Below are 21,290 nucleotides of genomic sequence, written 5' to 3'. Positions count from 1 at the left end.
GATCAAAAATTAAGGACAAAAACTATTAGTAAGTTTGAAATTTATTCTGTGTGTAATGGCTGGCTGAGACTAGGTTGCTCCAGGGAGGGAGAGAGTCATGTTATGTTGGACTTTAAACAAAGTTTGCCTTCGATTGTACACCCACTGCTAAAATTCCTACCATGCTTGAGCTTCATCAGTTTGAACTGTCCCAATATTCGGAAAAAGTCCGCCTGATTCTCGACTTTAAAGGGTTGGATTATCGGACAGTGGAAGTGGTGCCGGGGGTTGGTCAGCTCGATTTGCTCCGTCTTTCTGGACAAACAAAGGTTCCAGTGCTCAAGGATGGGGACATTGTCATTGCAGATTCGACGGAAATTGCCCTCTACCTAGACCGTAAATACCCCGAAAATTCCCTTTTACCCCACGATCCGGTGCAACGGGGACAATGCTTGCTGATGGAAGAATGGGCCGACGAATCCATTGGTCTGAAGGGTCGGGTTGCCATGGTGGGGGCGTTGAACCAAAATCCTGGTCTGCGGGCTTCTATTTTGCCCAAACAAACCCCAGGCATTTTCAAAAATTTAGTCAGTGCAGTACCCCCGGCTATGTTAGACCTATTGGGCAGTGGCGTTGGTTTTGGTGGTGATGCGGTCAAGGAAGCCATGCGGGGCTTGCATCAGGACTTGGAGGCTTTAACTCTGATTCTGCAACATCAGCCCTACCTAATTGGCGATCGCCCAACGTTGGCAGATTTAACGGTGGCGGCATTGAGTATGGTGATCAAAATCCCCGGCGGAAATTACTTAAACATTGCCCAGGAGTTGAAGGGTAAGGGCATTCCTGGCTTGGCGGATAACAGTGCCTACAGTGCATTTTTTGAATGGCGCGATCGCCTTTATCGGGAATATCGCCGCAGTCATCAACAGGACAATAATCAGAACAACGGCAGCGGTAGCAGTAACAATAGTTCCCCCACCACAATCACCATTGAGTAGGTGGTTTTCAACAACTGATTGGTTGGAACGCTCTGGTTAAGTTGACCCGCTAAAGCACCGGCAAGGGAGGACAACTCTAAATGGACATCTCTGAAAAATGGGAAAAACCACGGCGTTCCCCAAACTCCCTCTCTCAGTTACTTGCCAAAGGGAGGGCGGTAATTGAGCTGGAAGTATAGGCCGTCATTTTGCCAATTGCCGGTCAGGTTATCCAATTTGATCACGGGAATGCCATAGTCAAACCGGAAGCTCAAACCGGTCATACCCAAAATATCCCGCCAAATAAGGCCCAATCCAGGCCCCACCAGCACAGAATTGGGCGGCAATTGGGTGGGGTTGCCGGCACTGTTCCACACTGCGCCAAAATCCACAAAGGGAGCGAGTTCAAACACAGATTTATTATCTCCATCCCTGGCCAAGGTGATGCGATTTTCCACCGAGAGACGAACGCCATTGTCAGCGGAGCGGGCATTTTGTCGATAGCCCCGCAGGGACTGCCCACCGCCGATGATGAACAGATAATCCGGTAGCAAACTATCGGGGGTGAGTTGTAAATCTGCCTGCACAATGAGCAGGTTATTATCATCCAGTCTTTGCAGCCGCTGGGCTTGTCCCAACCAACTAAAAAATTTGCCGCTGGGTAGAGGATCGGGATTGGTGGTGGCATCAAATAGTCCTGTGCCCAGGTTCATTTGGGAGCGGAAAAACCATAGCCCATTGGGGTCGCGCAGGGTGTAGTCCTGGCCAAACTGAAACACGCTGGTGCGGCTGAAATTGGTCAAATCGGGACGATTTAGCCCTAGGGTGCGACCGTCTTGGTAACGGAAACCAAAACTAAGGGCAAATTCATCTGTTAAAGAAGTCCAGAGGGGTTGGCGATAACTGATTTCGTAGAGGGGGTTGCTGCCGGTGATATCAAAAACGTCGAAGGGGGACTGGGTGATTCTAGTCCAGGTGGGCACAAAACGTAGATTGAGAGTGCCATCGGTGGGATTAAGGGGAACCTGATAGTTAAAATCGAGGATGTCCAAACCCCCAGTGGTGGAAACGTAATAGCTCCCCGACAGGCGATCGCCAAGGCCGGTGAGATTTTTATAGTCCAAGCTAAGGCCGATCCGCTCACTTCCCAAACTGATGGGGGAATAGTTATCAAAACTGAGATTGGCACTGAAGGGGAAAGCTTCCTCCACCGTGACAGATAAATTGCTCAGCCCAACTTTTCCGGTGGGCAAAAGGCTAGCTTGCACCTTTTCCAGCATGGGATTAATTTGCAACAGCCGTAGACTTTCCTCCAACTGACCCACATTGATGGGACTATGAACTCCCCGAGCTACCCGGTCGCAAATGTAAGCTGGGCGCAAACGACCCCGACCCCGTACTTGGATCGACTCCACCTGCCCTTCCACCACCTGGATTGGTTGTTCCAAAAACTCACCATTTTTAACAGGTTCAATGGGTTTGGCGATCGCCTGGGAAGTAATGTAACCCTGATTGATGTATAGCTGGGTAATGCCCTCTACTATGCCTTGGTATAAAACTTCAAATTCCGCCGCCGTCAAATTCGTATCAATGATGAGGGGAGCAGTGCCGCTGGGGGGATCAGTTTGCCAAGGTTGTAGGGCTGGTAAAGCTAACAACTCCTTCGGGGAAAATACCGTCATGCCCAGTAGGTTCACCCGGAGGGGAGTGCCATCCACCGACCCTTGTAACAGAGGTATGGGCGTTATGTTGGTAGGAGCAGATGGTCTATAACCACAGGTGTCCACCGCTTCTTCGGCGCTGGGAGGGGAGGACTCTGGCCCTAGTTCCAATGGAGGACTAGTAGGGGGGACCTGAATATCGTCTTCCGATGGCAGTGGTTGTAGGGGAGGGGTGGGAACTTGTCCTTGGCTAAGGAAAAATTCTTTGGCGGCGATCGCCTTTATCTCTTCGGTATCTGGGTCTAGGGTTAAATCTTTCTCTTCTTGCTCAATTACTACTGGCACCTTAGAAGTAAAGGTACCCAAACCTGTGGCCAAAGCCTGATTTACTAGCCCCAATGGTAAGCAAAAGCACAACGCCAATTGCAGGGTATAACGGCAACTTAACATGGCCCTGGGCATCTCCGGTGGTGAACAGGTCGGCGTGGAAGGCTACAAAGTAGCTAGTCAGAGTGGGGAGGAGATATTTGCGTCCCTGGCTTTGATATCAGGCTTAAATTGGGACTGCACAGTTTTTTACAGAGACTTTAACAGGATTGTCAGCTTTTGTCAGCCCTAGAAGATGGCTACTAAAAGTATTTTGTAGCATTCAAACCTTAACAGGTTCCGCTGCTCCCATGGCCCGAGGGATTATGGCCCCCAGGTGGCACGGTGAAATTTTTGCGAACTCAGTACTCCAGTGTTTTCATCCGCATCAAATCAATGGGATATTGATGATATTTCTCCCTACTGAAATGTTTGAGCAAATTTTCTCCTCAGTGTTGCTTTGCGAGGGGTTGATAACAATGGACAATGGGAAAGTTAAGTTAGGGACGGTTAATTGGCCCTAGGCTGGTTGGTAGAGTTTTGACCCTAACTCCCCCGTTCCTGTCCCCTTGAGAGTGTTAACCCATGGCTCCTTCCTCTGCCCAGATTGTTGACCCCTGTATGTTGGCGGCCATCGACATTGGAACCAATTCCGTTCACATGGTCATTGTCCGCATTGATCCAGTTCTGGCCACCTTTACTATTGTGGCTCGGGAAAAAGATACTGTCCGCCTAGGCGATCGGGACCCCCAATCTAATAACCTCACTCCAGCGGCCATGAATCGGGCGATCGCCGCTTTGAAACGTTGTGTGGAATTGGCCAAGGGTTTGGAAGTGGAAAACATTATCGCTGTGGCCACCAGTGCCACTAGGGAAGCCAAAAATGGCCAAGATTTTCTTACCCGGGTGCAAACGGAAGTGGGGCTAACGGTGGATTTAATTTCTGGCCCAGAGGAAGCCCGACGAATTTACCTGGGGGTATTTTCCTGCATGGATTTCCATGAAGTACCCCATGTGATGATCGACATTGGTGGCGGTTCTACGGAGCTAATTTTGGCCGATCGCCGGGACGTGCGGTTTTTAAGCAGTACCAAAGTAGGGGCGGTGCGGCTCACCCAAGACTTTGTCCACAGCGATCCCATTGATGCCACCGAATTGGCCGTGTTGCGGGCCTATGTGCGGGGCATGCTGGAGCGCCCAGTGGATGAGATTAAACAACGGCTCAAGGGAGGGGAAAAAGCTCAAATGGTGGGGACTTCCGGCACCATTGAAACCCTAGCCACCATGACCGCTTTACAAAAACAAAAAGAGGTTCCCAATCCCATTCAGGGTTACAGCATTAGCCAAAAAGATGTGGAGGAATGGGTCAAAAAATTGGCTGGTCTCAACTGCCAAGAACGGTTTGAAGTGGCGGGCCTGTCCGATCGCCGGGCGGAAATTATTTTGCCGGGGGCAGTGATTCTACTCGAAGCCATGACCATGCTGGAATTGGATAGCATCACCATCTGTGAGCGGGCGTTGCGGGAAGGCATGATCGTCGATTGGATGCTCACCCATGGGCTAATCCAAGACCGGATGCGTTTCCAGGGAGAAATTCGTCAACGGGGAGTGCTAAAAATCGCCCGCAAATACCAAGTGGATCTCGGTTTTGGGGAAAGGGTCGCCCAATTTGCCACCAGCTTTTTCGATCAACTGCGGGGAGTTTTACACGACTGGGGGGAAACGGAACGGGAATGGCTCTGGGCCGCCGCAATTTTGCATAATTGTGGTACTTATGTCAGCCACTCCGCCCACCATAAACATTCCTATTATTTAATTCGTAATGCGGAACTGCTAGGTTACACAGAAATTGAGCTAGAACTAATTGCCAATATTGCCCGTTACCATCGCCGTAGTAAGCCGAAAAAACGCCACGATGATTACATTAAATTATCTGAACCCCACCGTTTAGCGGTGCGGCAATTAAGTTCTTTGCTACGCTTAGCGGTGGCCTTGGACCGTCGCCAAGTGGGAGCCATTGAAAGCTTTGATTGTCGTTATGATCAAGATAAACGGCAGTTACATTTGCACATTACCCCCAAAGATCCCGACGATGACTGTGCCTTGGAACTATGGAATTTAGATTATAAAAAAGTTGTTTTTGAAGAAGAATTTAATACTAAAGTAGTAGCAACTCTAGCAATTTTGCTCAAATCTCGTCAGGGTTAAGAAAAATTTAAAATACCTCCCCTGGTCCCTCAATTATGTAGGGAATTCAATTCAAAATTTCCCAGTATGATGAGATGTACAGGGAGAATTTAGACTTTTCAGACCCTCTCTAGGAAAGTGTTTAAAAATTTGAGTTGTGGCTGTTTAATCCCCCCTACCCCCCTTGGGAAGGGGAGAACTGTTACAAAAGACCTCCTTTTTAAGCCGGAGCTTTAGTGGGAGGATTTGGAAGGATGAATACCTAGCTTTGCACTTTTCAGACCCTCTCTAAAGCTAAAATTTCACCTAAGTTAAGGGGAGATTTTTCACAGTTAATCATGTAGTTATGAGCAAAAAAGTAGCGGCCCTGGGCTTAGATGTGGGGCGAAAACGTATCGGGGTGGCGGGCTGTGACGGCACTGGTTTGATTGCCACTGGCATTACCACCATTGTCCGCAGTTCCTACGATCAAGACATTGCTCAGATTAAGCAATTGGTGGAAGAAAGGAATGTTAATCTGTTGGTGGTGGGATTACCCTACACCATGGCTGGAGAGATTGGTTCTCAAGCTAAACAGGTGCAAAAATTTGCGCGACGGGTGGCGGAGCAGTTACACTTGCCGTTGGAGTATATGGATGAACGGTTAAGTTCAGTAGAAGCGGAAAATCAGTTAAAAGCGCGGAAAAGATTTTCTAGTTATGACAAGGGTTTAATTGATCAACAAGCGGCGGAAATTATTCTACAACAATGGCTAGATTTACGGCGTTCTCATTTACAAGAAGGGGGTGATAATCTCCATCGATAAATTTTGATTAATTAGATTGTTTGGCAAATTTACTAACTCTTATTAATAATCTTCTGGCAAATTTAGCTTAACTTTTTCTGCAGCAAAAACAACCAATGTCAATTCTGCTAAAGCCACGATACAGGCAGTTCTAAGAGCAGTGCAATCTCGCCCCAAGGCATTATTGCCGGCGGAATGATGCCAGGGTCCTAATCCTCCATGTAATCCAGTGGGCAGATCCACCGGGAATGGAAAACCCAAGGGAGCGACCAAAACAAATTTTGGCTGGCAATAGTGCCCGCCTTTATCGATCGCCGTGGGAAAATCGATCAGCTTTTACCTATAGTTCAGCAAGCAGTCCAGGGGGGAATTGTCCTGCGGGATCAAGTTGAAGTGGTGGTCCACACTTGAAATGCAAGAATGTCGGCAAAGTCCCGATTGGCCCCATAACCTAGGACAACTCTTCAAACGGATCCAGGAGCTAAAACTTATCCGTAGCTGGCCTGGGCCCCACTGCCCCCGGTTGATTGGTGAATAAATTCCCAGCCGCTTCATTTTGGTAAATACAATCAATGCGAGGATTACCTTCCAGAGGCCCGGTGAAACCAAAGGTATTCATCCGATTTTTGCAATCATTGACCTGACGGCTGTCCACCAATTTTTCCCGCTCTAAAATGCTCCAGTTATTGCGGCGCAACACACAGCCCGGTTGCATCACTGGTTGGGTGACAAATACATTAAAGGGATTCAGGGTCACAAACACCCGCATATCGGTGACAATGGCGCTGGAGCCAAACTGTACACACACTTCAGCGTTGGGGGCACTGCGGTCAATCACTTCCCTGGAAGCCACATTTTCCGGACTAAAGCTAGCGGTGGAACTAAAACCAATGCCTACCCCAATGCCCAAAACAAAAATTCCCGCTAATAAGGCGATCGTGCCATAGTTGATGGCCCCCAGGCTGAACTTACCAGGGGCTTTTCCCGGCGGGGGCCCATAATCCCGATCATAGCTGGGACGGGGAGGAGGAGTGTAACGGGGTGGGGGTCTGCGGGCCATAGGGAGAAATTGAGAAGGTGGAGTTTCCTAGTCTAGCTTTGGCAGAACTATTTCAGCCGGTAAAAACCTGGGGTGAGCTTTGGGTCAACCACAACCAAGAGGGGGAAAATTGTCCGATGGCTTGCCATTCCCAACACCAGTAGATCAAGAGAGGGAATATTAACCTAGCCACGTTTCCCATCGAGAATTTTAGACGAATTCCAAGGTTAAATCAGGCATCAGTCGTTGGAGGTTTCTCAAGGATTTCATTTGCCAGAGAATGTTTTTAGAACCCTTAAAAACTAGGCTGGTGTCTTCCTTACCCCGCACCTTCATCACAAACATAGACAGCATGCTGATGCCGGAACTATTGAGAAATTCTAACCCCTCTAAGTTAATGATCAGCTCACTACAATCAGACAAAATCTCCAGCATGGTGTTCATAATGGGCTGATATTCCTTCATGCCTTCCAACCGCAAAAAGCCCCGAAAGTAAAGGGTCTTGTTGGCCTCTTCAAAGTAAATCCGATAGTCTTCAGTGGTTATTTCCATGGGAATAGGTCGCAATAAAATTAGGGATTTGGGGAGAATAATTTTTTCTTAGCTACCACTGCTCAAATTTCGACACCCAAGTGAGTCATCACCGTAACTTTGATCAAATCCTCGGAACCGGAAACCGGGACAAATCGCCAACCAAACTGAGCTTGGTAATCGTTAATCATAGTCAACAAGCCGATCTGGGACGCTTCGCAATCTTCCAGGGCGGATTTTTCTAGTCGTTCCATGTATAGCTCCAGCGGATCTGCCTCTAATAGCACTTTGATGAAATTCTCATAGTCAATGGTGGTTGGCAGGGGAGAAATATTACTGGTCTCAAAAATTAATTTATGGTCGTAGAGATGGAGAGTAATGGTGATGGGACAATCATGGTCGGTGGTGCTGTATTTAACGGCGTTTTCCAACAATTCGTTGGCAATATAACTGACGGAGCCTTTGATGGTGTCCCGCTGACTAAGGCCGTCGTCTGCTCCGTTGCCGGGAAAAAAGGTGGCAAAGTAGTCCCCCAAAAAGTCTGCTGACAGGCCATAGTTGCGCCAGCGTTGTAAACGATTTACCCGGTCGAGGGAAAAGTTTAGGGTCAGAAATTCGTCGCTGGGGGGAATGGGATCGAGGAACTCTCCCCATTGTCTGACGTTGGTTTGGTCAGTGCTCATGGTTATGTCTATGGGACTAGCTCACTTGGTTTATTCGAAAAATCAATGGCCGAAAATGCAGTTCCGGCCCTGGCGTTTCGCCTTGTAAAGATTTTCGTCCGCTTGGGCAATTAGGTCTAGGGGGAGTTGTCCCGGCTGGGGATACAGGCGACCGATGCCAAAGGACATGGTGACGAATTCGCTAGTGGGGGAATGGTGATGGGGAATTTCTAGCATTGTCAGAGAGGCCTGCATCCGTTTAGCAATCTGCTGGGCAGCTTCACTGGTCACCTGGGGCAAAATTACACCAAATTCTTCACCACCGTAGCGAGCAAAAAGATCAAACGGGTTGCGGAGGGTGGCACTGAGGGTTTTGGCAATGCGCCGCAAACAGTCATCCCCACTGAGGTGGCCGTAGAAGTCGTTGAATTGTTTGAAATGGTCGATATCACATAAAATCAGGGCGATCGCCTCTTGGCTATCCATGGCCCGTTCCCATTGTTGGGCCAGATGGAGGTCAAAATGGCGGCGGTTGGAAACCTGGGTGAGGCTATCGAGGTTAAGTAACTCTGCGGTTTCCCCTAGTTTTTGTCGCCATTGGGCATCCACCACGTCCCCATGTTGCATGATGGTTTCCACAATAATTTCTAGGTCTTCCTTTTCCCGGGAAATTAAACTGAGAATATTTTGTAACTTCGCCTCTGCCCGCTGTCGTTCCAGGATTTCGCTTCTGAGCTTGACATTGGTTTCATTCAGCAATGACTCGATCATGTCCCCATGTTCGGCGATCGTGGTCAAGGCAATGTGGAGATCATCATTTTCCCGTTGTAACCGATTAATTTCTTGCTGAAGTTGAGTTAGGGTGGCCGCCGTTAATTCTGTCGTAGTCATAGTGGGGAGCGAAGACGGGGATAGGATCCGGAAATTTTTGAGTGAGTTTATTTACTTACCTAGGTTATTCAATGTAACTCACTTGGTTAGGAATGACTGCTTACCCAGGACTATTTTCCCTAGATTGGTGTTTAATTATCCTCTGCTTAGTTGGGGCAGGGAAACGGAGCTGGCATTGTTTTTCCCATAGATTCACAAACTAAAAATAGTGATCAAGTTTTATCTTGATTTGGGAGGTGTTGGCAAAGTTCGGGTTTGCCCTTAAATCGACTGACTAGGAAACCTTTCCCGAGTTTCCCCCAAGCTTGGGGAAAATTAGGTTGGATTTTACAACAGTCTTTTGGATGAACCCAGTGACTACGTTGCAGCAGGCTGGGTCAATGTCAGCGGGATTTTTCCACTGATGCCCGGACGATCGCCGCTAACTGTTCTGCACTATCGAGGTCAGCCAATGTGCCAGCAGCTTTGGCCATGGTAGCCAAATTTTCTGGACTCTGGAGCAGGTCTAGCCCAGCTTGTTCCAACTGTTCCGCCGTCAGGGATTTTTGGGCAAACATTAGGGCGGCCCCGGCATCAACAAACACCTGGGCGTTATACATCTGATGATTTTCCGCCGCAAAGGGATAGGGAATTAAAATGGAGGGGGTCTGGGTGACAGCCAATTCGGTTAGGGTGCCCGCTCCGGCTCTGCTAATGGCTAAATCCGCCTTTTGCAACAGGGCCGCCATATTATCGAAAAATTCCAGGGATAAATAATGGTCATGGCTAAAGGTGGCCGCTTCCGGATCGTTCTTGCCGGTCAAATGGACAATAAAGGCCCCCGCATTTACCCAAGCAGGCACACAACTACGAACTTGTTGATTGACTGTCACTGCTCCCTGAGAACCTCCTGCCACCACAATTAAGCTTCTGTTTGGGGGAATGGGCAAATCCAAAGACTGGGGCTGACGAAATTGCTCCCGCACGGGGGTGCTAATCCAAACCGTTGCACAATTGGGCAGATATTTGGCTGTGCCCCGGAAACCGATCGCCACTGTGTCGCACCAACGGCCCAACCAAGTGGTTACTTTACCGGGAATAAAGTTAGATTCGTGGAAAATTACCGGAATGTTGCATAATTTAGCTGCCACAATGGCCGGAGCGGCAATATAACCCCCTGTGGTCGCCACAGCATTAATTTTTTTGCTCTTAATCAGTTTTCTAACCGTGAATACTGACCGTAATAAATTCCAGCCAATCTTGATTGTTTTTAAGCTGGGCCGTCCCTGGAAACCTTCCACCGGGATCGTTTGCAAAGGATATTGCCGGGGTACCAAGGTCGTCTCCAGGCGATCGGGCACCCCCAACCAGATAATTTCATAGTCCGGCAACTGCTGGGCCAGGGCCAAAGCCGGAAAAAGATGCCCCCCCGTGCCACTGGCGGCAATTAGTAAACGAATCGGTTCAGTCATCTTGCCCAAATATCCGTTAAAAACTACACAAGCCTTTGATAAGCCCACAAAAAAAATACCCCACCCGCTGGCGGAGTAACAAATCAAAATGTCCAATCCCCCGCATAACGGAGGAATCCTGACCCACCCAAAGATGGTTAGACATTTTCAATTAAAAGACCATTAGTCTTCAAACCTTTCCAGCCTAACCTTCGCCTTCACTCTCAATGTGAATGAAAAGCAACCCCATGGTCACAGCGGGAAATAACCAACCCACCATAGGAATCAAAATCCAAGGCAGGTAAGATGCAGCGTAGGAACCGTCCATTAGTTAATACTCCTTATTAATTGGATGATTGTAAGCTCAGGCCGTCGTGGCAACGGCAAAATTGAAACAGTTTAAAGGTTATAAGGTTATTTAGTTAAATAGACCCCGGAAAATCCCATCCACAACGCTGAGGTTTTCCAACAGGAAGTAAGCCACAAAGGCACCTCCCATGCCACCCACAAAAAAGCCAGCAGCAAATTGGCTCCAACCATCGGCTGTTTGCAGAGTGTCGCCGGAACCCTGTTCCCCTTGGAAGGTAACCAGTCCATAGCTACTAAGAGCAGCGGTAGCCACCAGGATCAAAGCCAAAGCTCCGATCAGACCACCAATGTACTGGTACTCAGAATCCCGCAGCGGGCCCAGCAGGGTCCAGGGGCCAATCAAGAAGTAACCGTGGGCCATGCCCACTTCCAAACCTCTGAGGATGGGGGAAAGGCCTTTGCGATAGGCGGGCAAATTGCCGATAAAAGTGCGGGTGAAAGCGGAGTCGGAAATGGGGGTGGAAAGATGCCCCACAAAAGGATCGCCGTTATAGGCTTGTACAACTTGGTTAGATTCAGCCATTGGTATTGAGTTCTCCTATTAAAGAATTTCGTCAGGGACGTGACAAAACTTTAGTCCCCATTTTACGCACGGGGGGACGTTTTGCGAGGAAAATGGCTTTTAGCTTTAAAAAAATTCATTAAGTTTTATTGACCTCCACTCAACAGCGGCTTTTCCGCCTGGGATCTCTACTTTGGAGGCTTTCTTTGGATGGAATTTTCCCCACGAGCCAAATTTTTTCTCTTTTTATAATCCTCTTCAATCTGCCCCAGTTCGCTTTTCATGGTCTGGGCAAATTAAAACCATAGAGCAAAAGACGATGTTTGCAATATTCAAATAATGCCCCCTGCCTGCCTGAAGTTGTCCGATCGCCGTTGGTCAATCTTCAAAAGGTGCGGACTGAAGCCTTCGGTTGCTAGGGGCATTTCACCCGTTCATTTTTTCGTCTATTGACAGTAACTCCTATTTAGCCCTAGGATAATTGCCGGGATTAAATGAAAATTATTTTTATTAAGGAGCTTGCTGATGAAATGGGCTAACCGGTTGCTATTATTTGGGGTTATGTTGTGGGTGCAATCCATGGAAGTTTCCTTTTCCCCCAATAATCCCAGCTTAATTAGCGGTCTAAACCTAGAGCTAGCCAAGGTTGCGGCGCAAGAAATGACCCCAGGAGAACAGGCTAACCGTGATTTTCAGGACAAGTTAAATAAGAAAGATTTGCTAGAAGCATTACGTCAGGGAGGGTATGTCATTTACATTCGCCATGGCCAAACAGAAAAGGATTATGCTGACCAAGTCACAGCGGAAATGGGTAACTGCGCCACCCAAAGGACTTTAAGCGAGGTCGGTTGGCAACAGGCCAAGGCGATCGGTGAAGCATTCAAAAAATACGCCATTCCCTACGACAAAGTTTTTTCCAGTCAATATTGTCGAGCCTGGCAAACAGCGGATTTAGCCTTTGGACGATACGAAAAAAATGGCGACCTTAATTTTCCCAAAGCGGAAGACTATAGCCCAGAACAAATTGCCCAAATGAAAGCGTTGTTAATGCCATTTTTAACCGAAATTCCTGCCCCTGGAACTAATAATGTTGTTGTTGGCCATGACGATCTATTTGAGGCGGCAACTGGAATTTATCCCGATCCCCAGGGCATGGCCTATGTGGTTAAGCCCCTAGGTGGTGATCAGTTTACGTTGGTGGCTAATGTACGGGCGGAAGAGTGGTTAGAGCTTGGCCAGTAAGGATTAGGAAGTAATCGGCTTGGTGAAACCATCTATCTAAAAAATTCCAGAAAAGCCCATGCTATGATAATGATTATCATTATTTAGAAGTTTGCCCGTGATGGCCATGGGGAGGAAGGGCATTGTTTTTCCCTTGGCTGTTGCCTATATTCTCGATAATTTGTTGGCTAATTCCTAGGGTGTGAGGACTCCTATGTTAAGAAAACTGTCACTAGTGTGGGGTTTGGGTGCCCTGATGGCGATCGCCGGGGGAGGGGGGGAAGCTTTAGCCGAACCAGGGGGCAAAATTGAACCTTTGCAGTTCGGTCAATCCGTGGAAGAGATGGACTCCAACCCCATGGGACAGATCACTTCCGTGTCGGAGCTTAGGGATGTGCAGCCCACCGCCTGGGCCTACGAAGCACTCAAAAGTTTAGTGGAGCGCTACGGTTGCATTGTTGGTTATCCTGACCGCACTTTTCGCGGCGATGGAGCCCTATCCCGTTGGGAATTTGCTGCGGGACTAAATGCCTGCATGAACGTCATGGAGCGGTTAATCCAGGAGAACGTAGCGGTTTTACGGGAAGACGTTGATAAGTTGAAGCGCTTAGCCCAGGAGTTTCAGGGGGAATTGGCCGCCCTGGGGGCCCGGGTTGATAATTTGGAAGTCCGCACAGCTTACCTGGAAGACCATCAATTTTCCACCACCACCAAATTAAGTGGACAGGTGGTGACGGCCCTGAGTGGCATTGTCAGCGGCGACAAAAATAATGGCACTGAATCAATTACCAGAAACACCACCTTGGGTTACCGCACCCGTTTGGAGCTCAATACTAGCTTTCGGGGAGATGACGATCTGTTCATTCGCCTATCCAGTGGCAATTTAGAAGACTATGGCCCCATTGCCGGTACTTTCCAGCCAGTGTTAGGGGCAACGGAACCGGAAGATGGCAACCTCAGCAATAGTGTTTTGTACTATACTTTTCCTGCCACGGAAAATATTCGTCTGTGGGCCATGGGGGCCGGGGGCGCTTTCGACGATTTCACCAATACAGTCAATGTTTTAGACGGGGATGGAGCCTTTGGAGCATTGACTACCTTTGGCACCCGTAGCCCGATCTATTTCTTGGGGGAAGGTACCGGGGCGGCCCTCCAGGGCACCTGGGATAAATTACAACTTAGCCTTGGTTACCTGGCCCCCGCTGGCAATGATCCTTCCCAGGGAGAAGGATTATTTAACGGCAGTTTTGGCACGATCGCCCAGGTAAACTATGATTTCAGCGATAATCTGACCGTAGCTTTAACCTATAGCTATGGCTATAACACCTTGGACACTAGCACCGGTAGCCAACGCTCTAATTTTCGCTACTTTACGGAAACCACCTTTGGGGAAGCGGCCAAAACTTCCCACAACGCCTATGGGGCCGCTTTTTCTTGGCAGTTGAGCGACCATTTTGTCCTAGGGGGTTGGGGAGGCCTTACTAAGGCCCGCACCCTCAAATCTATAGATCTGGCGGATGCCAGCATTGGTAGAGGAAGTTTAGATATTTGGAATTGGGCTGTGACCCTGGCTTTCCCCGACATTATCAAGGAAGGGAATATGGCGGGGATTATTGTGGGTATGCAACCCTGGGTGAGCAGTAGTTCCATTGTCTTCCCCGATGACATTGCCACCACTGACATTGACAGTTCCTTGCACCTAGAAGGCTTTTTCCAGTGGGCAGTGAGTGACAATCTTTCCATTACCCCCGGTATTGTGGTGGTACCCAATGCGGACTACAACAACGCCAATGGCACCCTGGTAATGGGGGTAATTCGTACCACCTTCAGCTTCTAGGCATTGCAGAACCTTTCCACGCAACGGACAAATAGCTCTACCCCCACTGGCAACACAGCCTCGTCAAAATTGAAGCGGGGATGGTGGTGGGGATAGGCCAAACCAAGATCCCCATTGGCAGACCCTAGGAAGAAGTAACAACCTGGCACTGCCTGGAGAAAAAATGACATATCTTCCCCTGCTAGGGTTTGGTAATCCGGTTGGAGATGGTCATCGGTGAGTAATACATCCGCCGCCGCCGATCGCACCAAATCCGCCAAACGGCGATCGTTAACCACGGGGGGATAAATATTTTCGTAGGTAAATTGGTAATTAGCCCCGTGACTCTGGCAAATGCCCTTGATAATTTCCTCAATGCGTTGGGCAAAATAACCAGCAAAACTGGGGTCAAAGTAGCGCACTGTGCCCCGGAAATAGGCGCTGTCGGGGATGACGTTAAAAGCAGTGCCGGACTGCAACTGTCCCACAGTAACCACAGCAGACTGGAGGGGATTTAAATTGCGGGCCACAATACCTTGCAAAGCCATGACAATTTGGGCACTGATCACCAGGGTATCCACGGTTTGGTGGGGCATGGCTCCGTGGCCTCCTTGGCCGAACAGTTGACATTCAAAGTGTTCCACCGCCGCCATTACTGGCCCCGGCTTGATGCCCACCGTGCCCACAGGTAGGTCATTCCACAAATGTAAACCGACAATGGCATCCACCGCCGGATTTTCCAGCACCCCCGCTTCAATCATGGGCTTGGCACCACCAGGGCCTTCCTCCGCTGGCTGAAAAAAGAATTTTACCTGGCCCCGAAAACTATCCCGATGGGCCGCTAAATATTGCGCGGTGCCTAAGGCGATCGCCGTGTGACCGTCGTGGCCACAGGCGTGCATTTTACCGGGGTGGAGGGAACGGTAATCTACTTCATTTTCTTCCGTTACCGGCAGAGCATCCATATCGGCTCGGATGGCCAGCACAGGTCCCGGCTTACCGCTGTCAACCGTCGCCATAATCCCGGTTTTGGCAATGCCTGGGGTGTGGGGAATTTCTAATTTAGTCAGGGTTTCGGCAATGTGGGCCGCCGTTAACTGCTCTTGGAAGCCCAATTCCGGGTATTGGTGAAACTGCCGTCGCCATTGGATCAATTGACCGTGTAGTGCTTGGATAGGCAAACGGACATTAGTGCTGGGTAAATTAGTTGGCTGGGGAAGGGTAAAAACCATGGTGGAAAAGCAGGATGGTATTTGCATTTTAACCATTTACCCCAGGGACTATCCCAACCAAAGATAGCTACCAGCCCAAGCAATCAAAGCACTGCCCAGGGGAACAGTTAAGTTATCAATGCCCCAGCGGGAAAAGCTCTCCAGTCCAGCACTGGCGATCGCCACCGTCCCAGCCACAACAAGGACAATAACTGTGAAGCCGAAGGTGTAACTAAGAAATACAACCGTGACCAAAAAACTGGCCAACACCATGGTGAGAGTGCCCTCCCAACTTTTGCGGAAACCAAAGACTTGGTAGCGGTGACGCCCCCACCTTTGTCCCACCAGGGCCGCCAGTCCATCGCCCCAGGCCATGACTAAAATACCGATCGCCGCAAATATCGGCAGTCCAAGGGAGAAAAATCCCCCCACCAATAGACCAATGCTAAGGGCGTAAAACAAAGTGCCGTAACTGTGGCGGCCAACACTTTCTAAGCTGGGCAAAATCGGCAAACGATAGGAGAGCACTGCAATGCCAGCGGCAAAAACCCCGGCGATCGCCCCCACCCAACCAGGAATACTCAACCACCAAGCAATCAGCACCACTTGCCCCGCTCCGATGTGGACAATTTTACGAGTTACCTCCGCCGGACTGAGGGAAAGGCGGTTAAGCAGTTCCGCGGTTAACACCACAGCCCCTAGGTAGGTCGCCGCCAGCCCCACCGCAATCCAGAGGGGCAAAGCCATAGGATTATTTTGCTCAATGCCCATTAGGAAAAAAACAATAGTTATAACCTCGGTGACAGTACCTTAGTTTGATGACAATCCCACTAATCATACCCTCAAAGATATAGTTGATCGGCGATCAATGCCTACGTATCCGCCTCTTCGTTAGTCTCCAGTCGGAGGTTGTTGAGAGATTAATCAGAAAATTTGCTGCAATATTATAAGTTAATACATTTTTATGATAAATTTTGACTTCGCCGCCGATCTTTAATGTCCAGTGATCTTGGGATAATGTGGTAATTTTCTTGATTTTAATACTATTTTGATAGCAAATAAAATCTCGTAAAGTAGAATTGATAATGCTTTTATATCTTGTTTAAGGGGATAAAAAATCAGAGGCATTTCCAAATTCAGAACGAAATTTTTTTATTGTATTGCTAAATTTAACCTTTCCCGATTCTAAAAATATAATCCAATCTGCACAATTGATAACCTTAGGACGATGGCTAATTAAAATCGTTGTTTTTCCTTGGCGCTTGGTCAGCAAACTATTGAGTACTTCAGCTTCCGTCACCGGATCAAGATTAGCTGTTGACTCATCTAGAATCAAAACCGCTGGATCGTTTACAATTGCCCTGGCGATCGCCAAGCGTTGTTTTTGTCCTCCGGAAATATTTGCCGCCACCGCACCGAGAATTGTTTCATATTGCTCTGGAAATTGACTAACAAATTCATGGGCTTGGGCGATTTGGCAAGCTGATATAACTTGCTCCAAAGTAATATCTGGTGAGCTTAAACGGAAATTGTCAATAATGGAACGATGGAAGAAAAAAGCATCTTGGGAAACTAACACTACCTGTTTTCGTAGGCAGATCAAGGAAAAATCCCCGAGACTATGGTTCCCAATGTTAATTTCCCCAGCTTGCACTGAATAAAGACCGGTTAAAATTTTTGCTAAGGTACTTTTCCCACAGCCTGATTTTCCGATAAGGCCGACAACTTTGCCGCCGGGGATGGTAACGGACAAATCTTCTATCAACTTGACTCGACCGGGATAATAAAAACTAATGTTTTGACAATCAATGTCGTCCTGGGGAGAAATTTCAATGGGGTCTTTGAGATCATCCCCTTGATTTTCTGGTTCGTACTCAAATAACTCCGCCAGGAGTCGAGTGATAGCTTTAACTTGGGTGAAATCGGTAAAAAACTGCACTAAAGTTGTAATCAAAAGTAAAAAACTTTGTTGCAGACCATAGATAGCGATAAGTTGACCGATGCTGAGTTGATTGCCAAAAACCAAAACACTGCCATACCACAGCATAATTACTGTGCCTATCCCCGCCATTAATTGCGAAAAAGTATTGTTGATAATGCGAATTTGAGCAGTGCGGTAATTAAGCTTAAATTCCCGTTGCAAGCGATGTTGAATTTCTAGCCATAATTGGGGAGAAGCCGCCGTTGTTTTGGTGGCCAAGGCTCCATTAAATGATTCAGCCAGGAGTCCAGCATTTTCCCCCGCCATAGTGATGGAACGATAGGTTGTCTGGCGGACAATGGGCTGAAAAGCAATGGTTGATAAGGTCATAATGCCCCCGATCGCCGCCACGATTGCCGCTAACTGCCAACTATAAAAGACGATAAAACCAAGGGCCACAAGACCAATAAATGTCTTGATGGGGAGATCAATAACTAACTGAGAAACTAATAAATTAATCCGTTGAATATCGGAAAGACGACGAATTGCCGTACCACTGCGACGGGCTTCATGGTAGGTAATGGGCAAATTCAAGATTTGCAGGCCAAATTCTAGCTTGAGACCTTTTTGCAATTCTTCCGCAAAGGAGGCAACGAGATTGGATTGTAAAAATGAACAAATAGCATTAACCACTGTAATCAAAATAACGCCAATGGCAACCCAGGTTAATTTTTGGGTATCTGATTTAGTCAGAACGCTATCCGTTAAAAATTTAAGTAATAAGGGTGTAGATAAGGAAAAAATACCGACGGCCAAATTCAGGGGAAATAATTTGCCAAAAATTTCTCGATATTCCCACAGTCGTTTGAGCAGATTATCAACGGGATGAACAGGATCTTCATCAAGTTGAGAAATAAATCCTTTGGGATCTGGCTCTAATAGGAGCATCATGCCCCCTTGCCACCCCTTAATTACCTCTTGGCGGTCTAAATAACGAACCCCGATCGCCGGATCTGCAATGACGTATTTATCTTTTTCCTGCCCGTACAAAACAACGAAATGATATCCCTTCCAAAAAATAATTGCCGGTAAAGCCCACTCATCCAATTCGTCGAGAATTTCCGGTTCTGCTTGGATGGCTGAGGTTATAAAGCCCAGTTCCTGCGCCCCATACTTAAGCCCGAGTAAAGTGGTTCCCCCTTGGCGAGTCCCCACCAGCGCCCTAATTCGATTAATTCTGATATTGCGTCCGTGATGCTTTGCAATGATCGCCAAACTTGCCGCCGCACAGTCCTCACCACTCTGTTGTTGAACCCATTGATATTTAGCCATGCAAGTAATGCGATTTTTTACACCAAGTAAATTTTGCTTAAGCGATACCATCTCAAATCAAATGTAGTAGTTGATACAACTACAATTTTTATTGTTAGCGCATTCTATCAATAATGCAGGTAAACAAAAAATAATGAAAACTTAATTTTAATTTAACCTTAATTTAATCTTATATTAATTTGCGTCTGTTATGGTACAAAGATTAGTTATTTAACTAGTGCCATACGAGGAAAATTTCATGTCTAAAGTTGAAAAGTCCGTACAAGTCCAAGAGACAAAATCCCAGTCCACCGCTCCCAAGTACCGTGAACTCTCTGATGCTCAATTAGAGGTTGTTTGTGGTGGCATCGCTATAATCTGTGGTGACAATGTGAAGTTACCTGACTCTGCCATTAAAAACGCGTAGGAAATTGTTTTAAACAATTTAGTTCGATAAGGCTGACTTTATTGATCAAGCCTTTTGATGTGGATGGACAAACTTCATTTCACTAGTCAAACATTTTTGAGGAATACTCCCATGTCTAAAGTTGAAAAGTCTGTGCAACGTCAAGAAACAAAATCCCAGTCTTCTGCTCCCAAGTACCGCGAACTCTCTGACGCTGAGTTAGAGGTAGTTTGTGGCGGTTCTATGTTGTTCAACGCATTTATTAAAAATTAGTCTTTGTAACACCTCTAAATCAATTAGGACTCTAGTGCCTACTTTTATCTAAGCTTGATTTAGAAGCTGTTTATGAAATTTAACTGCCACTTTAAGTTCCCCCTATTTGGGGGGATTTGGATTCTTTAGATTTATAGTCAGGGATGATATTTGCAAATGTTTTCCCGTCCATATTGTGACTATAGCTAAAACTTTTTGAGCTGATTTTCCATGTATGAACCAATTCAATTGGACAGTGTTTCGGCTGTAAATTTTAAAGAATTAACCTACCCAGCCTATCAGTCTCATCTGCTGCATATCTCAGAGGATAATTCTTGGATAGCTTTCGGTCTGGAAATTGAAAGCTATCCCGTTGGTCTTGTTCTGGCTAAAGATGCTATCTGCGAGGAAAAAAAGGTTGCCGAGATTTGTTCACTGTTTGTCATTCCCGAATATCGTCAACGGGGAATCGGTGCTGCGCTACTGCGATCGCTGGAAAATGAACTAATACATCGTGGTTGCGAAAAAGTGTCCTTAGGTTACCTCGATAATCCCAATAAGGTATTTATCGAACAAATGCTTGCAAGCTGTAATTGGGAAAAACCAGCAAAAACGGCATTGATCTGCTACGGAAATATGGGGAAGTTAAAAAATGCCAGTCTTTTGAAAAATTTCGACAAGTTATCAGCAAAGCTTCCTGCTCAGTTTTCGCTTTTCCCTTGGTCGAGCCTCACCGAAGCAGATGCAGAAGCAATTAAAAACACAATGGAAGCCAATCCGCTCATTAAAAAATTTAATCCCTTTGTGGAAAGTCATAAGTTAGAATCCCTCAACAGCTTAGGCCTGCGTTACAAAGATGAAGTTGTTGGCTGGATGCTTACCCATCGCATCGCCCCCGATACCATTCGCTACACCCAGATGTTTGTCGATCCAGCTCTTCAGCCCCTCAGCCGAAGTTTGATCATGCTTGCTACGGCTATGAATATTCAAATTAAAACTGCGCCAGATGCTCCTAAAGCAACCTGTCGAGTCGACATTGATAACTATCCTATGGTTAATTTTGTTGAGCGTCGTCTTGCTCCCCATCTCGACAATCTTAAATATGCGTGGCGGGCTTCTAAACTTTTAACATGACTACAAATATTGCATAATATGATTTTAGTTTTTTATTCGATAACAGTTAATGACTGCTGATAAATATACAGTTGCTATCAATGAAAACGCTCTAAAAATACTGGGCGAAATTGTATTTTTAATGGGGGCTTCACAGAACTTTGCCAAGTATCCTGTTAGTTTTATTATAAATTACCTTTTGCCCTCTATCTACCTGAATCAATATCGAATCTATCGGACAGTTAAAGATAATAAGCCAATTGGCTTTGCTTGTTGGGCTTTTATTAATGATCAAGTAGAAAAAGAACTTATTGAAAATGATATTAATTTAAGTGTCGAAGAGAGAAACTCGGGAGAAAACATTTATGTTCTTTACTTCATTGCACCCTTTGGTCATGCCAAACAAATTGTCCATGATCTGAAAAACAATATCTTTCCCAATAAAATAGTCAAAGGTTTAAGGCTAGATAAAGATGGGAAAAAAGTCCTACGGGTAGCAACTTATTATTGCTAAAAGCATAATCTAAGAAACAAAGATTATTTTACAGTTATTCGATTGAGAACACAACTAAAAATCTGTTTAAAAATTTTATTTATCCCCTAACTCCCTCAATATTGGGTGTTTTTTAAACACGTTCTGAAGCAGAATGATTTACCAAAT

21 protein-coding genes are annotated in these 21,290 nt (G+C 46.9%); 9 read left to right on the top strand and 12 right to left on the bottom strand.

Annotation, left to right across the window (positions count from 1 at the left end; translation table 11 throughout):
• The first annotated feature begins 161 nt into the window (after positions 1-161).
• A complete protein-coding gene (locus tag C7I86_RS16170; protein WP_010874264.1) occupies positions 162-977 on the top strand; it encodes a glutathione S-transferase family protein in 816 nt (271 codons plus the stop codon).
• 137 nt (positions 978-1,114) lie between these two features.
• Here the strand turns inward: C7I86_RS16170 and C7I86_RS16165 are convergent, their stop codons facing one another.
• Positions 1,115-3,067, bottom strand: a complete 1,953-nt coding sequence (locus tag C7I86_RS16165; RefSeq protein ID WP_020861901.1) for a ShlB/FhaC/HecB family hemolysin secretion/activation protein — start codon at positions 3,065-3,067, stop codon at positions 1,115-1,117.
• A gap of 501 nt (positions 3,068-3,568) precedes the next feature.
• Here C7I86_RS16165 and C7I86_RS16155 point away from each other — a divergent pair.
• Together C7I86_RS16155 and ruvX are read left to right on the top strand one after the other, a co-directional pair.
• Positions 3,569-5,191 carry a Ppx/GppA phosphatase family protein gene (locus C7I86_RS16155; RefSeq protein WP_010874262.1) on the top strand — a complete coding sequence of 541 codons (1,623 nt, stop codon included), beginning with the start codon at positions 3,569-3,571 and terminating at the stop codon, positions 5,189-5,191.
• A 325-nt stretch (positions 5,192-5,516) separates the two neighbouring features.
• Positions 5,517-5,975, top strand: a complete 459-nt coding sequence (gene ruvX / locus C7I86_RS16150) for a Holliday junction resolvase RuvX (protein WP_010874261.1) — start codon at positions 5,517-5,519, stop codon at positions 5,973-5,975.
• A 42-nt stretch (positions 5,976-6,017) separates the two neighbouring features.
• On the opposite strand, the gene C7I86_RS16145 is transcribed toward ruvX, so the two are convergent.
• Entirely contained in the window at positions 6,018-6,215 is a 198-nt protein-coding gene (locus tag C7I86_RS16145; protein ID WP_143705310.1) for a hypothetical protein, read from the bottom strand.
• Positions 6,216-6,248: 33 nt separating this feature from the next.
• Here C7I86_RS16145 and C7I86_RS19475 point away from each other — a divergent pair, with 33 nt between their 5' ends.
• Positions 6,249-6,365, top strand: a complete 117-nt coding sequence (locus C7I86_RS19475; protein ID WP_143705309.1) for a DUF190 domain-containing protein — start codon at positions 6,249-6,251, stop codon at positions 6,363-6,365.
• A 70-nt stretch (positions 6,366-6,435) separates the two neighbouring features.
• On the opposite strand, the gene C7I86_RS16140 is transcribed toward C7I86_RS19475, so the two are convergent.
• The 7 genes from C7I86_RS16140 to C7I86_RS16110 form a co-directional block, all read right to left on the bottom strand.
• Positions 6,436-7,014: a DUF3172 domain-containing protein gene (locus C7I86_RS16140; protein ID WP_010874260.1), complete on the bottom strand. Its 579-nt coding sequence runs from the start codon at positions 7,012-7,014 to the stop codon at positions 6,436-6,438.
• 189 nt (positions 7,015-7,203) lie between these two features.
• A complete protein-coding gene (locus C7I86_RS16135) occupies positions 7,204-7,545 on the bottom strand; it encodes a hypothetical protein (RefSeq protein ID WP_010874259.1) in 342 nt (113 codons plus the stop codon).
• Positions 7,546-7,607: 62 nt separating this feature from the next.
• Positions 7,608-8,207, bottom strand: coding sequence for a hypothetical protein (locus tag C7I86_RS16130; RefSeq protein WP_010874258.1), 600 nt, complete (start codon positions 8,205-8,207; stop codon positions 7,608-7,610).
• A 42-nt stretch (positions 8,208-8,249) separates the two neighbouring features.
• A complete protein-coding gene (locus tag C7I86_RS16125; protein WP_010874257.1) occupies positions 8,250-9,077 on the bottom strand; it encodes a diguanylate cyclase in 828 nt (275 codons plus the stop codon).
• Between the two features lie 383 nt (positions 9,078-9,460).
• Positions 9,461-10,528 (bottom strand): undecaprenyldiphospho-muramoylpentapeptide beta-N-acetylglucosaminyltransferase, encoded by a 1,068-nt coding sequence (gene murG / locus C7I86_RS16120; protein ID WP_020861913.1) that lies wholly within the window; start codon positions 10,526-10,528, stop codon positions 9,461-9,463.
• A gap of 184 nt (positions 10,529-10,712) precedes the next feature.
• Positions 10,713-10,835 carry a photosystem I reaction center subunit VIII gene (locus C7I86_RS16115; protein WP_010874255.1) on the bottom strand — a complete coding sequence of 41 codons (123 nt, stop codon included), beginning with the start codon at positions 10,833-10,835 and terminating at the stop codon, positions 10,713-10,715.
• A gap of 90 nt (positions 10,836-10,925) precedes the next feature.
• Positions 10,926-11,399, bottom strand: coding sequence for a photosystem I reaction center protein subunit XI (locus C7I86_RS16110; protein ID WP_010874254.1), 474 nt, complete (start codon positions 11,397-11,399; stop codon positions 10,926-10,928).
• A gap of 504 nt (positions 11,400-11,903) precedes the next feature.
• On the opposite strand from C7I86_RS16110, the gene C7I86_RS16105 reads away from it, so the two are divergent.
• Positions 11,904-12,620 (top strand): histidine phosphatase family protein, encoded by a 717-nt coding sequence (locus tag C7I86_RS16105; RefSeq protein ID WP_010874253.1) that lies wholly within the window; start codon positions 11,904-11,906, stop codon positions 12,618-12,620.
• 193 nt (positions 12,621-12,813) lie between these two features.
• Entirely contained in the window at positions 12,814-14,436 is a 1,623-nt protein-coding gene (locus C7I86_RS16100; RefSeq protein ID WP_020861914.1) for an iron uptake porin, read from the top strand.
• Here the strand turns inward: C7I86_RS16100 and C7I86_RS16095 are convergent.
• From C7I86_RS16095 to C7I86_RS16085, 3 genes are all read right to left on the bottom strand, one after another.
• On the bottom strand, positions 14,433-15,647 hold the full coding sequence (locus tag C7I86_RS16095; RefSeq protein ID WP_014407165.1) for a M20 family metallopeptidase: 1,215 nt from the start codon (positions 15,645-15,647) through the stop codon (positions 14,433-14,435). The genes C7I86_RS16100 and C7I86_RS16095 overlap by 4 nt on opposite strands.
• A gap of 48 nt (positions 15,648-15,695) precedes the next feature.
• Positions 15,696-16,397 (bottom strand): phytol kinase, encoded by a 702-nt coding sequence (locus C7I86_RS16090; protein ID WP_010874250.1) that lies wholly within the window; start codon positions 16,395-16,397, stop codon positions 15,696-15,698.
• Positions 16,398-16,728: 331 nt separating this feature from the next.
• Positions 16,729-18,879: a peptidase domain-containing ABC transporter gene (locus C7I86_RS16085; RefSeq protein ID WP_223211308.1), complete on the bottom strand. Its 2,151-nt coding sequence runs from the start codon at positions 18,877-18,879 to the stop codon at positions 16,729-16,731.
• A gap of 517 nt (positions 18,880-19,396) precedes the next feature.
• On the opposite strand from C7I86_RS16085, the gene C7I86_RS18785 reads away from it, so the two are divergent.
• The 3 genes from C7I86_RS18785 (at position 19,397) to C7I86_RS16075 (ending at position 21,143) form a co-directional block, all read left to right on the top strand.
• Positions 19,397-19,537 carry a hypothetical protein gene (locus C7I86_RS18785; RefSeq protein WP_158299086.1) on the top strand — a complete coding sequence of 47 codons (141 nt, stop codon included), beginning with the start codon at positions 19,397-19,399 and terminating at the stop codon, positions 19,535-19,537.
• A gap of 210 nt (positions 19,538-19,747) precedes the next feature.
• Positions 19,748-20,650, top strand: a complete 903-nt coding sequence (locus C7I86_RS16080; protein ID WP_010874248.1) for a GNAT family N-acetyltransferase — start codon at positions 19,748-19,750, stop codon at positions 20,648-20,650.
• 49 nt (positions 20,651-20,699) lie between these two features.
• The gene (locus C7I86_RS16075) at positions 20,700-21,143 is read left to right on the top strand and encodes a protein-lysine palmitoyltransferase (protein WP_010874247.1); all 444 of its coding nucleotides are present in this window, start codon (positions 20,700-20,702) and stop codon (positions 21,141-21,143) included.
• Positions 21,144-21,290: the final 147 nt, after the last annotated feature.

This window comes from Synechocystis sp. IPPAS B-1465 (assembly GCF_003015225.1).
Taxonomy (GTDB): domain Bacteria; phylum Cyanobacteriota; class Cyanobacteriia; order Cyanobacteriales; family Microcystaceae; genus Synechocystis.
This window is presented reverse-complemented; position numbering and strand designations above follow the sequence as displayed.